We start from the raw sequence: 13,514 nt of genomic DNA, 5'->3' as shown, positions 1-13,514 counted from the left end.
GGGCTCATTCTGGCCCATGGAGGTCGCCTTGTTCACCTGTGGGTTGTGCAGAACCGGCGAGAGTGACACCCGGAGCTGTGCACGATCTTGGCGATGACCGTGCCGTACCCCTGTGACACGTCTGTGACAGTCGGCGGACACGGCGATGAAAGTGCCGGGGCAAGCTTTTCGGCATCGGGCAGCCAACCACCGCCCGAGTCAGACCGAACACCGGAAAGTCCACGACGGGGGGCGCGAGATGAACACGCTGCACAGCACCAGCACCAGCGCAGTGGTCACGCGTCTGCACGACGTGCACCGGAGTTCCGAGAAGTCCGGTGCTGTGAGCGGGCGGGGGTGCGCTCGCGGCACCGGACGACAGCACACCGCGATCATGACGGTGGTCGACGGTTTCACGGGGGAACCGCACGGGGGAAGCGCGTACGGGGAGGACCCGGGGGAGCGGAGGTCCCTGACGGAGGCGGAGTTCACCGCCTACGTCCAGGAGCGCCGCGCCTCCCTGTACGCCACCGCCTACCACCTCACCGGTGACCGCTTCGAGGCCGAGGACCTGCTGCAGAGCGCGCTGTTCTCGACCTACCGGGCGTGGGACCGGATCACCGACAAGGCCGCGGTCGGCGGCTACCTGCGCCGCACCATGACCAACCTGCACATCAGCGCGTGGCGCCGCCGCAAGCTGAACGAGTACCCGACCGAGGAGCTGCCGGAGACGCCCGGCGACACGGACGCGATGCGCGGCACCGAGCTGCGCGCCGTCCTGTGGCAGGCGCTCGCCCGGCTGCCGGAACTCCAGCGCACCATGCTGGTCCTGCGCTACTACGAGGGCCGCACGGACCCGGAGATCGCGGAGATCCTCGACATCAGTGTCGGCACGGTGAAGTCCAGCATCTGGCGCTCGCTGCGCCGGCTGCGCGAGGACGAGGTCCTCAGCTTCGGCCGTGACCAGGAGGACGCCTTCGGCGAACTGGTCGCCTGAAGGTTCACGGGGGAACAACGGGGGAGCCACGGGGGTGGCACGGTCCGGGGGGACCGACCGGGGCCGGGGGAACTCCACGGGGGACGTGGGGAGTCGCAGGGCCCGGGGGGATCACGGGGGAAACAGGAGCGGGACTGGAGGGCCGGGGGGTCCGTCCAGTCCCGCTTTCCCGTGCGCCGCTACGACGACGACGGCGAGGCCGCCGCCGACCTGCCCCGCGCCTGCCGTCCCGCCGCCGCTGCCGCGAGCCGGCCGAGGGCCTCGTCACGGTCGCACGGGTGGGCGCCCAGCGCCGTCTGACGGGCGACGATCGACCGCTCGGCGCGCATCAGCCGCCAGCCGCGCCGCAGCAGGAACGGCACCGACTTGCGGCCCTCCTTCAGATCCCGCACGAACCGCCGGCGGAACGTGGTGAGCGCGCCCCGGTTCAGGCACAGCGCGTCCGCCAGCAGCCCCGCCTCCCGGCACCGCTCGACGATCTCGGCGGCGAAGATGCCCTCCGCGATGAACAGCGGCGTCCGGCCGATGTGCAGCGTCTCCTCACCGGTGCGGGCGCTCAGCGACAGGTCGTACACCGGTATGCGGGTCGAGCCGGTGGCGCACAGTTCGGCGATCGCGGCGAGGGCGACGTCGGCGTCCCAGGACTGCGGATGGTCCCAGTCGATGTCGGAGCTCCCCTCCACCAGGGGCAGCGTCGGGTCGTCGCCCTCCTTGTAGAAGTCGTCCAGGCGCAGGACCGGCAGCCCGGAACGGGCGGCGACGAGGGACTTGCCCGAGCCCGAGGGGCCGCACAGCAGCACGACACGGGCGCGGGAGGGGGGATGAAGGCTCACGGAACACCAGTTTGACGCATGGTGGCCGCGCTGCCGACCCCGCGGGTCGGCTTTGGAGCGCGCATCACACCTCAACTACGCTTCGCGTCGACCCGGTTACGTCTCGTAGCGGGCACAGTGCAGATCCACGCAGCAGAAGGTGGCACCGGCGATGGCGCGACACGACTCCTCCCACACCTCGACCGGCCGCCGTGCCCTGGTCGCCCTCGCGACCGTGGGCGCGGCGATGGCCGCCGGGGCGGCGACGGCCTCAGCGGACGTCCTCACCCCGGCGACGGACCCGGGCGCCCCGCTCCTGGAGGTGCCGCACCGCGCCTCCTCCCTCGGCAAGGTCGACCCGAAGGCCGGTCTGACGGCGCTGACCGGCTCGGTCGGCTATGTCACCGGACCGGTCGCCGGCCTCAAGCCCAACCCGCTCGCCGGCACCGGCGTCGACCCGCTGGACAACGGCGCCGGCACCCAGGTCGCCGACTTCAAGCCGGTGGCCACCCAGGCGCTGACCGCCCCGATCGCGCAGGCGCAGTCGGTCGGCAGCATCCCGGTGCTGGGCCAGGTGACGGGCCTGCTCGGCGGGGTGCAGGGCGGGCCGCTGGGCTGACCCGCCCGGCGCACACGTGCGAGAGCCGCGCCGCCCCCGGACGGAGGGGTGGCGCGGCTCTCGCGTGGGGGGTGGCGGTCAGTAGGACGAGCCGGAGGCGCCCAGCGAACCCGTCGGGTGCCAGACCGTCTTGGTCTCCAGGAACGCCGTCATGCGGTCGATGCCCGGGGTCGCGAAGTAATCCACAGGCTGTGGACGAAGAACGCGCTTGAGGTTGTCCGCCGCGGCGATCTCCAGCTCCTTGGCCAGCTCCTCGTCCGCGCCGGCCAGGTCGATCGCGTTGACGTCCTGGTGCGCGGCCAGCGGCTTGGCGATCTCCGCCGTACGGCCGGACAGCACGTTGACGACACCGCCGGGCACGTCGGAGGTGGCCAGCACCTCGGCCAGGGACAGGGCGGGCAGCGGGGCCTTCTCGGAGGCGACGACGACCGCCGTGTTGCCGGTGGCGAGCACGGGCGCGAGCACCGAGACCAGGCCGAGGAACGACGACTCCTGCGGGGCCACCACGGCGACCACACCGGTCGGCTCGGGGGAGGAGAGGTTGAAGTACGGGCCCGCGACCGGGTTGGCGCCGCCGATCACCTGGGCGATCTTGTCGGTCCAGCCCGCGTACCAGACCCAGCGGTCGATCGTGGCGTCCACGACCGCGGCCGCCTTCGACTTCGACAGGCCCTCCGCGTCCGCGACCTCGCGCACGAACTGGTCCCGGCGGCCCTCCAGCATCTCCGCCACCCGGTACAGCACCTGGCCGCGGTTGTAGGCGGTCGCGCCGGACCAGCCGCCGAACGCCTTGCGCGCGGCCACGACCGCGTCCCGGGCGTCCTTGCGGGAGGACTGGGGAGCGTTGGCCAGCCACTTGCCCTTCGAGTCCGTCACCTCGTACACCCGGCCGCTCTCGGAACGCGGGAACTTGCCGCCCACGTACAGCTTGTAGGTCTTGAAGACGGAAAGCCGCTGATCGTCAGACATCGAGGTACGCCTCCAGGCCGTGGCGGCCGCCCTCGCGGCCGAAGCCCGACTCCTTGTAACCGCCGAACGGCGAGGTCGGGTCGAACTTGTTGAACGTGTTGGACCAGACGACACCGGCGCGCAGCTTGTTGGCGACGGCGAGGATCCGCGAACCCTTCTCCGTCCACACGCCCGCGGACAGCCCGTACGGGGTGTTGTTCGCCTTGGCGACGGCCTCGTCCGGGGTGCGGAAGGTGAGGACCGACAGCACCGGGCCGAAGATCTCGTCGCGCGCGATGGTGTGCGCCTGGGTGACGTTCGTGAACAGCGTCGGCGCGAACCAGTAGCCGCTCTCGGGGATCTCGCAGGCCGGGGACCAGCGCTCGGCGCCCTCCGCCTCGCCCTGCTCGACGAGGGTGGTGATCCGGGAGAGCTGCTCCTCGGAGTTGATCGCGCCGATGTCGGTGTTCTTGTCCAGCGGGTCGCCGAGGCGCAGCGTGGAGAGCCGGCGCTTGAGCGAGTCCAGCAGCTCGTCCTGGACCGACTCCTGGACCAGCAGCCGGGAGCCCGCGCAGCAGACCTGGCCCTGGTTGAAGAAGATGCCGTTGACGATGCCCTCGACGGCCTGGTCGATGGGGGCGTCGTCGAAGACGATGTTGGCGCCCTTGCCGCCCAGTTCGAGGGTGAGCTTCTTGCGCGAGCCTGCGACCGTCCGCGCGATCTCCTTGCCGACGGCCGTGGAGCCGGTGAAGGCGACCTTGTTCACGTCGGGGTGCGCGACGAGCGCGGCGCCGGTGTCGCCGTAGCCCGGGAGGATGTTGACGACTCCCTTGGGCAGGCCGGCCTGGCGGCAGATGTCCGCGAAGAACAGCGCCGACAGCGGGGTGGTCTCGGCCGGCTTGAGGACGACCGTGTTGCCGGTCGCCAGCGCCGGGGCGATCTTCCACGCCAGCATCAGCAGCGGGAAGTTCCAGGGGATGACCTGGCCGGCGACGCCCAGCGGGCGCGGGTTCGGCCCGAAGCCCGCGTGGTCGAGCTTGTCGGCCCAGCCCGCGTAGTAGAAGAAGTGCGCCGCGACCAGCGGGAGGTCCGCGTCGCGGGTCTCCTTGATCGGCTTGCCGTTGTCCAGCGTCTCCAGCACGGCCAGCTCGCGGCTGCGCTCCTGGATGATCCGCGCGATGCGGAACAGGTACTTGGCGCGCTCGGAGCCGGGCAGCGCCGACCACTTCTCGAACGCCTTGCGGGCGGCCTTCACGGCGCGGTCGACGTCCTCGGTGCCGGCCTGGGCGACCTCGGAGAGGACCTCTTCCGTCGACGGGGAGACCGTCTTGAAGACCTTGCCGTCGGCGGCCTCCACGAACTCGCCGTCGATGAACAGGCCGTAGGACGGGGCGATGTCGACGATCGAGCGGGACTCGGGCGCCGGTGCGTACTCAAAAACCATGATCGATCAGTCCACCGTCACGTAGTCGGGGCCGGAGTAGCGGCCGGTGGCCAGCTTCTGACGCTGCATCAGCAGGTCGTTCAGCAGCGAGGAGGCGCCGAAGCGGAACCAGTGGTTGTCCAGCCAGTCCTCGCCGACGGTCTCGTTGACCAGGACCAGGAACTTGATCGCGTCCTTGCTGGTCCGGATGCCGCCGGCGGGCTTCACTCCCACCTGTACCCCGGTCTGGGCCCGGAAGTCGCGCACGGCCTCCAGCATCAGCAGGGTGTTGGCGGGCGTGGCGTTCACCGCGACCTTGCCCGTGGAGGTCTTGATGAAGTCGGCGCCGGCGAGCATGCCCAGCCAGGAGGCGCGGCGGATGTTGTCGTACGTCGACAGCTCCCCGGTCTCGAAGATGACCTTCAGCCGGGCGCTCGTCCCGCAGGCCTCCTTCACCGCGACGATCTCGTCGTACACCTTGAGGTACTTGCCGGCGAGGAACGCGCCACGGTCGATGACCATGTCGATCTCGTCGGCGCCCGCGGCGACGGCGTCCTTCACGTCGGCGAGCTTCACCTCCAGGGCGGCGCGGCCGGCCGGGAAGGCGGTGGCCACGGAGGCGACCTTCACGCCGGAACCGGCGACGGCCTCCTTGGCGGCGGCCACCATGTCGGGGTAGACGCAGACGGCCGCGGTGGCCGGAGTCGTCCGGTCGGTGGGGTCGGGGTGGACCGCCTTGGCGCCGAGCGCCCGGACCTTGCCCGGGGTGTCCGCGCCTTCCAGCGTCGTCAGGTCGACCATCGAGATGGCGAGGTCGATGGCGTACGCCTTCGCGGTGGTCTTGATGGAACGGGTGCCGAGAGACGCGGCGCGCGCCTCCAGGCCGACCGCGTCGACGCCGGGCAGCCCGTGCAGGAAGCGGCGCAGCGTGCTGTCGGACGCGGTGACGTCGGCGAGAGCGTGTGCTGTGGGTGCGGTAGTGGGCATGGTCACCAGACGAGCATATCTACGCGCGTAGCGGATGTATAGCCCACGGCGCTTTCCGGCTGCCGCGACGGTCCCGGGCACCGCCTGCCGGGGTCCGCCCCGGCGTCGGGCACAATCGGGGCCATGACCACCCCGGAACCCCAGTCACCCGCGCCGCAGCCGCAGGTCCCCGAGGCGAAGGACCGCATCCACCGGTCGTCCGCCGGCATCGCCTCCGGCGTGCTGCTGCTGGCCCTCGCCGGCTGGCTCGGCATCGACGCGATCGTCGTCGGGCACGGCCGCACGCCGTGGCTGGCGCTGGCCGGTCTGCTGCTGGTGGTGCCGCTGGTGGTGGCGTACACGCTGCGCCCGGCGATCTTCGTGAACGACGACCGGCTGCGGGTGCGCAACCCGCTGCGCCTGATCGTCCTGCCGTGGGGAGCGGTGGCGGACCTGCGCTCGGGCTACTCCAACGAGGTGCTCACGACGTCCGGCGCCAAGTACCAGCTGTGGGCCCTGCCGGTCTCACTGCGGGCCCGCAAGCGGGCGGCACGGCAGCGGGCCCGGGCCGCGGCGGCCGGGGAGGCGGAGAGGGGCAGCCTGCTCGGCACGCCGGGCAGGGGCGCGACGCCGGACGAGCCCCCGCGCGCGCAGACCGACAAGGCCATGGACGACCTGCGCCGACTGCGCGACGACCGCCACGCGGCGGCATCGGCCCAGGGTGAGGTGACGGTCCGCTGGGCCTACGAGATCATCGCCCCGGCCCTGGCGGGCGCGGTACTCCTGGCGGTCCTGGCGGCACTGGGCTGACGGGCTGTGCGGCCGCGGGCGGTCGGGTGAAGCGCACGCGACGACCCGGCAGCCGAGCCAGCCGGACGACGCGTGCTGGTCCGTTCCGGCGGGTGCAGGGCGTGGGGCGCACGGTGGAGCGGCGAGCGCTGCGACGCTCGCGTCCATGAACATCGCCACCTTCTACGCCCTCTTCTCCACGACCTGCTTCACCCTGGTCGGCCTGTGGTGGAACGTCGTCCAGAAGCACGACGACTGGATGTGCGATCCCGCCCAGCGCCGCGTCGTGGGCGGGGTCTACCTGTCCTTCCTGCTGCCCGGCCTGATGGGCCTGTTCGCCCAGGTCGGCGGCGACGAACAGCCCCAGATCTGGCGGTCTGCCTTCGTCGTCCTGGCCGTGGTCGGCTGCGCGTGCACCCTGCGGCTGCTGGCCCGCACCCGCGGTGACGGCTTCGTCGCCCCGCACCAGGCCGGTGCCGCTCTGCTCTACGCCCTGATCGCGGTCGTCGGCGCGTTCCCCGAAATCGCCGGCCACGTCGGGCTGCGCCCCATCCAGGCGGAGGCCCTGATGCTGATCGCCATGGTCGTCCTGGGCCACGCCCTCGTCTGGCGGTTCATGGTGGGCGAGGGCCGTTTCGTCGAGGAGGAGGAGCGGGCCGCTTCCTCCGGATGACCGGGCCGCTTCCTCCGGGTGACCGGCCGGAAAGCGCAACCGGGGCACCCCCGAAGAGGTGCCCCGGTAGCGGATCTCCTGGCTCAGATGCCCGCGGCCTGCGACAGGTCCCGCTTGATGGCGTCCAGCTGCCGCTCCGCCGTCGCTCGTGCCGTCGGGAGGTCGTCACGGGCCGACACCGGCACGACCACCTCCAGGTAGCACTTCAGCTTGGGTTCCGTGCCGCTGGGGCGGACGATCACCCGCGCGCCCCGGAGGGTGTAGCGCAGGCCGTCCGTCGGCGGCAGCTTCTCCGTGCCCTGGGTGAGGTCCTCCGCGTTCACCACGGGCAGGCCCGCCAGCTCGGTCGGCGGCTGCTCGCGCAGGCGGCGCATGGCCTCGGCGATCAGGGAGAGGTCCTGCACCCGCACCGACAGCTGGTCCGTGGCGTGCAGGCCGTGCTCCAGGGCCAGGTCGTCCAGCAGGTCGAGCAGGGTGCGGCCCTGCTCCTTCAGCTCCGACGCCAGCTCGGTGATCAGCAGCGCGGCCGTGATGCCGTCCTTGTCGCGCACGCCCTCGGGGTCGACGCAGTAGCCGAGGGCCTCCTCGTAGCCGTAGCGCAGACCGTCCACGCGGGCGATCCACTTGAAGCCCGTGAGGGTCTCCTCGTACGGCAGCTCCGCCTTCTCGGCGATCCGGCCGAGCAAGGACGAGGAGACGATCGACTCGGCGAACGTGCCGCGCGCGCCCCGGCGCACCAGATGGGCGGCGAGCAGCGCGCCGACCTCGTCGCCGCGCAGCATCCGCCAGTCCTCGCCGTCCCGTACGGCCACCGCGCAGCGGTCGGCGTCGGGGTCGTTGGCGATGACCAGGTCCGGGTTCACCTCGCGGGCCCTGGCGAACGCCAGGTCCATCGCGCCGGGCTCCTCCGGGTTGGGGAAGGCCACGGTCGGGAACTCGGGGTCGGGCTCGGCCTGCTCGGCGACCAGCGCCGGCTCGGGGAAGCCGGCCCGGGCGAACGCGGCCAGCAGCACGTCGCGGCCGACGCCGTGCATCGCCGTGTAGACGGTACGGGCGGTGCGGGCCGAGTTCGGGTCCAGGACGGCGTCCGTACGGGCCAGGTAGGCCTCCAGGACCGCGTCGTCCAGCACCTCCCAGCCCTCCGTCGGACGGTCGACCGTCGTCAGGCTGCCGATCGCGGCGATCTCCGCGGCGATCTCCGCGTCCGCGGGCGGCACGATCTGGGAGCCGTCGCCGAGGTACACCTTGTAGCCGTTGTCCCGGGGCGGGTTGTGGCTGGCGGTGACCTCCACACCCGCGACCGCGCCGAGGTGCCGTATGGCGAAGGCGAGGACCGGGGTGGGCAGCGGCCGCGGCAGCACCGCCGCGCGCAGACCGGCGCCCACCATCACGGCGGCCGTGTCGCGGGCGAAGTCGGCCGACTTGTGGCGGGCGTCGTAGCCGATGACGACGAGGCCCCCCTCCTGGCCGTTCTTCCTCAGATACGACGCGAGGCCCGCCGCGGCCCGGATGACGACCGTCCGGTTCATCCGCATCGGGCCGGCGCCCAGCTCGCCGCGCAGGCCGGCGGTGCCGAACTGCAGGGTGCCGGAGAAGCGGGCGGCCAGCTCCTTGACGTCCTCGGCGTCGATCAGCCGGGCGAGTTCCTCACGGGTGTCCGGGTCGGGGTCCTCGGCCAGCCACGCCTGGGCCCGGGCGATGACTTCGTCGTGCACGGTGGTGGTCAACCTCTCGTCCTCGGTGGCTGAAGGGGTTTACAGGCGGTCCAGCACCTGCGCCAGCAGGGAGCCCATGCGGGTGGCGCTGTCACGGCCGGCCTGCAGGACCTCCTCGTGGTTCAGCGGCTCGCCCGTCATACCGGCGGCGAGGTTGGTGACCAGGGAGATACCGAGCACCTCGGCGCCCGCCTCACGGGCCGCGATGGCCTCCAGCACGGTCGACATGCCGACCAGGTCCGCGCCGATGACGCGGGCCATGCGGATCTCGGCCGGAGTCTCGTAGTGCGGGCCGGGGAACTGGGCGTAGACGCCCTCCTCCAGCGTGGCGTCGACCTCCTTGCACAGCGCGCGCAGACGCGGCGAGTACAGGTCGGTCAGGTCGACGAAGTTGGCGCCGACGATGGGGGAGGTGGCGGTGAGGTTGATGTGGTCGCTGATCAGCACCGGCTGGCCGGGACGCATGCCCTCGCGCAGACCGCCGCAGCCGTTGGTGAGCACGACGGTCTTGGCGCCGGCGGCCACCGCGGTGCGCACCCCGTGGGCGACGGCGGCGACGCCGCGGCCCTCGTAGTAGTGCGTCCGGCCGAGGAAGACCAGGGCGCGCTTGGCGCCGATGCGGTACGAGCGGATCTTGCCGCCGTGGCCCTCGACCGCCGGGGGCGGGAAGCCGGGGAGCTCGGTGACCTGGAACTCGGCCTCGGGGGTGCCCAGAGCGTCGACCGCCGGAGCCCAGCCGGAGCCCATCACGAGGGCGACGTCGTGGGTCTCGGCGCCGGTCAGTTCGCGCAGGCGCGCGGCGGCGGCGTCGGCGGCGGCGTAGGGGTCGCCCTGGATGTCGTCCGGAAGAAGAGATGCGTTCACGTGGTCGAGGGTAGCCGAGCTTCGCCTACGCGCGTAGATGTCAGAGCCGACGGCGTGGGGATCGTTGCGTTGTCGTTTCCGACGAGGGGGTGTGACACAGCCCTCGGGAGCGGCAACCAGCGACGTCCCGCAGCCGCCGACGGCGGGAAGGGGCCGGGGTGGGGGGTGTCCGCCCGCAGCGGCCGGCACCGCCGACTCTCACCGTGTCGGGGACAGTGGGCCGGACCGAGGACGGATACCCCCCACCCCGGCCCCGACCCACAAACCGGCCGGAGGCGCTACGTACGCCACGACGCAACCGCAACGGGCCGCCGCAGGCATATAAGGGGCGCGGGGAACTGCGCGACCAGCCACAACGCACCTGCACGGGCTGCCGCAGGCAAAGACGACCAGCCACAACGCACCTGCACGGGCTGCCGCAGGCAAAGACGAGCAGCCACAACGCACCTGCACGGGCTGCCGCAGGCAAAGACGACCAGCCACAACGCACCTGCACAGGCCGCCGCAGGCACCCCGCACCCCTCAACAGGGCCGCTTCCGCAACTCCATCACATAGTCATGCGGAGCCCCCGCAGACTCCGCCGCATCCGCGATGTCCCCCAGATAACGCGCCGACGGCAACCCACCCTCGTACCCGTTCAGCGCATACGCCCAGGCCCGCTCCTCCCCGTCCAGCGTGTGCACCCGGACCCGCACACGGCGGTAGATGTCCAGCCCGACGCCCTCCCACCGGTCCAGCGCGGCCTCGTCCATCGGCGCGATGTCGTACAGCGCGACGAAGACCTGCGACAGCGGATCCTCGACGATCGTCGCCAGCGCGCCCTCCCAGCCCAGCTGCTCGCCCCCGAACGTCAGCCGCCAGCCGTTCAGCCACCCCGTGGCGCGCAGCGGCGAGTGCGGGGCGCGGCGGGACATCAGCCGCGCGTCGAGAAGGCCGGCGTACGCGGCGTAGAGCGACATGGACGAAGGGTACGGCAGCGACTCATGCGTCACTCCGATAACAGGCGGCCCCCGAGGCGGTAGCACCTTGGCGCGTGCGGGACAATGGAATACGTGACTCGGATCGTGATCATCGGTGGCGGACCCGGCGGATATGAAGCGGCCCTGGTGGCCGCGCAGCTCGGTGCGGAGGTGACTGTCGTCGACTGCGACGGTCTCGGTGGGGCCTCGGTGCTCACCGACTGCGTACCGTCGAAGACCCTGATCGCCACGGCCGAGGTGATGACCACCTTCGACTCCTCCTACGAGGAGCTGGGCATCATCGTCGCCGACGACACCCCGCCGCTGGAGCAGGCGGCCCGGGTGGTCGGCGTGGACCTCGGCAAGGTCAACCGCCGTGTGAAGCGCCTGGCGCTCGCCCAGTCGCACGACATCACCGCCTCCGTCACGCGGGCCGGCGCCCGGGTCATGCGCGGCCGTGGCCGGCTGGAGGGCATGCAGGCCCTCGACGGCTCCCGCAAGGTCGTCGTCACCGCCGCCGACGGCACCGAGGAGACGCTCACCGCCGACGCCGTACTGATCGCCACCGGTGGTCACCCGCGGGAGCTGCCCGACGCCCAGCCGGACGGCGAGCGCATCCTGAACTGGACCCAGGTCTACGACCTCACCGAGCTGCCCGAGGAGCTCATCGTGGTCGGCTCCGGCGTCACCGGCGCCGAGTTCGCCGGCGCGTACCAGGCGCTCGGCTCCCGCGTCACCCTGGTCTCCTCCCGCGACCGCGTGCTGCCCGGCGAGGACCCGGACGCCGCCGCCGTCCTGGAGGACGTCTTCCGCCGCCGCGGCATGAACGTCATGGCCCGCTCCCGCGCCGCGGCCGCCAAGCGGGTCGGCGACCGCGTCGAGGTCACGCTCGCCGACGGCCGGGTGATCACCGGCTCCCACTGCCTGATGGCGGTCGGCGCGATCCCGAACTCCGCGGGCCTCGGCCTGGAGGAGGCCGGCGTCAGGCTGCGCGACTCCGGCCACATCTGGACCGACAAGGTCTCCCGCACCACCGCCCCCGGCGTGTACGCCGCGGGTGACGTCACCGGCGTCTTCGCCCTCGCCTCCGTCGCGGCGATGCAGGGACGTATCGCCATGTACCACTTCCTGGGCGACGCGGTGGCCCCGCTGAACCTGAAGACCGTCTCCTCGAACGTCTTCACCGACCCGGAGATCGCGACCGTCGGCTACACCCAGGCGGACGTGGACGCGGGCAAGATCGACGCACGCGTCGTCAAGCTCCCCCTGCTGCGCAACCCGCGCGCGAAGATGCAGGGCATCCGCGACGGCTTCGTCAAGATCTTCTGCCGCCCCGGCACGGGGATCGTCGTCGGCGGTGTGGTCGTGGCGCCGCGCGCCTCGGAACTGATCCACCCCATCTCGATCGCGGTCGACAACAATCTGACGGTCGAACAGATCGCGAACGCCTTCACCGTGTACCCGTCCCTGTCGGGCTCGATCGCGGAGGTCGCCCGGCAGCTGCACACGCGCAAGACCTCGGGCGAGGGCTGACGGATTCCGGCGACTCCCCGCTGGTCACGGGGAGTCGTCGAGCATGCGTGCGGCATAGGCGGGGGGAATGGGCCCCTATACCACTTCCCGTCGTCCCGTGCGAACAACTTCCGTTATTCGGCGCATACTGCTGAAACCAGACGGTCAGCCGCGTTACTGTCAGTTTCGTGTTCGCTGCAGAACGTCGCCAACTGATCCTCGAAATGGTGCGGGCCAACGGGGCCGTGTCGCTCCGTGAGCTCGCCCGCGTAGTCCAGACCTCCGAAGTGACCGTACGGCGGGACGTGCGGGCACTGGAGGCCGAAGGACTCCTCGACCGCCGCCACGGCGGTGCGGTCCTGCCGGGCGGGTTCACCCGCGAGTCCGGGTTCCCGCAGAAGTCCCATGTCGCGACCGCCGAGAAGACGGCCATCGCCGACCTCGCCGCCACGTTCGTGGAAGAGGGCGAGGCCATCGTGGTCGGCGCCGGCACCACGACCCAGGAACTGGCCCGCCGCCTCGCCCGCATCCCCGGGCTGACCGTGGTCACCAACTCCCTGCTGGTCGCCCAGGCGCTGGCGCACGCCAACCGCGTGGAGGTCGTCATGACCGGCGGCACGCTCAGGGGCTCCAACTACGCCCTGGTCGGCAGCGGCGCCGAACAGTCCCTCCAGGGGCTGCGCGTCTCCCGCGCCTTCCTCTCCGGCAGCGGCCTGACCGCCGAACGCGGGCTGTCCACGTCCAACATGCTCTCGGCGTCCGTCGACCGGGCCCTCGTCCAGGCCGCCGCCGAGGTCGTCGTCCTCGCCGACCACACCAAGCTCGGCACCGACACGATGTTCCAGACGGTCCCGACGGACGTGATCACCCGCCTGGTCACCGACGAACCCCCGGCCCACGACGACCGCGCCCACACCGAACTCCAGGCCCTCGCCGACCAGGGGGTGCAGATCGCCGTGGCCGGGGCGACGGGCAGCCAGGGGGGTGACCACGTCCCGGCGCGTCAGCAGCGCCGGGACGTACCCCTCCCGAACCCCCGCCGCGGCCAGCTCCCCGGCATCCGCCCGAACGGAGTCCTGACGGACCAGCCCGCGCAGCCCGAACGCAGCCGCGTGGCGGACATGCGGCGACGCTGACCCAGCCCCGCGGAGGGCGGACTCCCCGAACAACCGCTGGACCGACGGCGGCCTGCACACGACGAAGCGCCCGCCGGACCCGTACGTGGGTCCGGCGGGCGCTTCGGCTGTCGCGTGCGGG

At 72.0% G+C, this 13,514-nt stretch carries 13 protein-coding genes; 6 read left to right on the top strand and 7 right to left on the bottom strand.

Translation table 11 applies throughout. The annotated features are described in order from the left end of the window. Positions 1-238 precede the first annotated feature (238 nt). The gene (locus C3489_RS13765) at positions 239-976 is read left to right on the top strand and encodes a SigE family RNA polymerase sigma factor (RefSeq protein ID WP_103782076.1); all 738 of its coding nucleotides are present in this window, start codon (positions 239-241) and stop codon (positions 974-976) included. Between the two features lie 179 nt (positions 977-1,155). On the opposite strand, the gene C3489_RS13760 is transcribed toward C3489_RS13765, so the two are convergent. Then, complete coding sequence (locus tag C3489_RS13760; RefSeq protein WP_258054688.1) at positions 1,156-1,809, bottom strand: uridine kinase; 654 nt, start codon at positions 1,807-1,809, stop codon at positions 1,156-1,158. Between the two features lie 151 nt (positions 1,810-1,960). On the opposite strand from C3489_RS13760, the gene C3489_RS13755 reads away from it, so the two are divergent. After that, positions 1,961-2,407, top strand: coding sequence for a hypothetical protein (locus C3489_RS13755; protein WP_103782074.1), 447 nt, complete (start codon positions 1,961-1,963; stop codon positions 2,405-2,407). Between the two features lie 78 nt (positions 2,408-2,485). On the opposite strand, the gene C3489_RS13750 is transcribed toward C3489_RS13755, so the two are convergent. Genes C3489_RS13750 through deoC form a run of 3 tightly spaced genes read right to left on the bottom strand, consistent with a single transcriptional unit; the run spans position 2,486 to position 5,765 of the window. Continuing rightward, complete coding sequence (locus C3489_RS13750) at positions 2,486-3,376, bottom strand: aldehyde dehydrogenase (protein WP_103782073.1); 891 nt, start codon at positions 3,374-3,376, stop codon at positions 2,486-2,488. After that, positions 3,369-4,799, bottom strand: coding sequence for an aldehyde dehydrogenase family protein (locus C3489_RS13745; RefSeq protein WP_103782072.1), 1,431 nt, complete (start codon positions 4,797-4,799; stop codon positions 3,369-3,371). Before C3489_RS13745 ends, C3489_RS13750 begins: the two co-directional genes overlap by 8 nt. A gap of 6 nt (positions 4,800-4,805) precedes the next feature. After that, positions 4,806-5,765, bottom strand: coding sequence for a deoxyribose-phosphate aldolase (deoC, locus tag C3489_RS13740; RefSeq protein WP_103782159.1), 960 nt, complete (start codon positions 5,763-5,765; stop codon positions 4,806-4,808). 123 nt (positions 5,766-5,888) lie between these two features. On the opposite strand from deoC, the gene C3489_RS13735 reads away from it, so the two are divergent. Beyond that, a complete protein-coding gene (locus C3489_RS13735; protein ID WP_103782071.1) occupies positions 5,889-6,554 on the top strand; it encodes a PH domain-containing protein in 666 nt (221 codons plus the stop codon). Positions 6,555-6,699: 145 nt separating this feature from the next. Next, complete coding sequence (locus C3489_RS13730) at positions 6,700-7,206, top strand: hypothetical protein (protein WP_103782070.1); 507 nt, start codon at positions 6,700-6,702, stop codon at positions 7,204-7,206. A gap of 83 nt (positions 7,207-7,289) precedes the next feature. Here the strand turns inward: C3489_RS13730 and C3489_RS13725 are convergent, their stop codons facing one another. The 3 genes from C3489_RS13725 to C3489_RS13715 all read right to left on the bottom strand — a co-directional run bounded on the left by C3489_RS13725 (position 7,290) and on the right by C3489_RS13715 (position 10,745). After that, positions 7,290-8,921 carry a phospho-sugar mutase gene (locus C3489_RS13725; protein WP_103782158.1) on the bottom strand — a complete coding sequence of 544 codons (1,632 nt, stop codon included), beginning with the start codon at positions 8,919-8,921 and terminating at the stop codon, positions 7,290-7,292. A 39-nt stretch (positions 8,922-8,960) separates the two neighbouring features. Then, complete coding sequence (locus tag C3489_RS13720; protein WP_103782069.1) at positions 8,961-9,785, bottom strand: purine-nucleoside phosphorylase; 825 nt, start codon at positions 9,783-9,785, stop codon at positions 8,961-8,963. A gap of 522 nt (positions 9,786-10,307) precedes the next feature. After that, positions 10,308-10,745 carry a gamma-glutamylcyclotransferase gene (locus tag C3489_RS13715; RefSeq protein WP_103782068.1) on the bottom strand — a complete coding sequence of 146 codons (438 nt, stop codon included), beginning with the start codon at positions 10,743-10,745 and terminating at the stop codon, positions 10,308-10,310. A gap of 84 nt (positions 10,746-10,829) precedes the next feature. Between C3489_RS13715 and C3489_RS13710 the strand changes: the two genes are divergently transcribed. Continuing rightward, a complete protein-coding gene (locus C3489_RS13710) occupies positions 10,830-12,278 on the top strand; it encodes an NAD(P)H-quinone dehydrogenase (protein WP_103782067.1) in 1,449 nt (482 codons plus the stop codon). A gap of 167 nt (positions 12,279-12,445) precedes the next feature. Then, a complete protein-coding gene (locus C3489_RS13705) occupies positions 12,446-13,393 on the top strand; it encodes a DeoR/GlpR family DNA-binding transcription regulator (RefSeq protein WP_103782066.1) in 948 nt (315 codons plus the stop codon). Positions 13,394-13,514: the final 121 nt, after the last annotated feature.

This window comes from Streptomyces sp. Ru71, from assembly GCF_002920535.1.
Taxonomy (GTDB): domain Bacteria; phylum Actinomycetota; class Actinomycetes; order Streptomycetales; family Streptomycetaceae; genus Streptomyces.
Note: the sequence above shows the minus strand (reverse complement) of the source record. Positions and strands in the feature narration are given on the sequence as shown.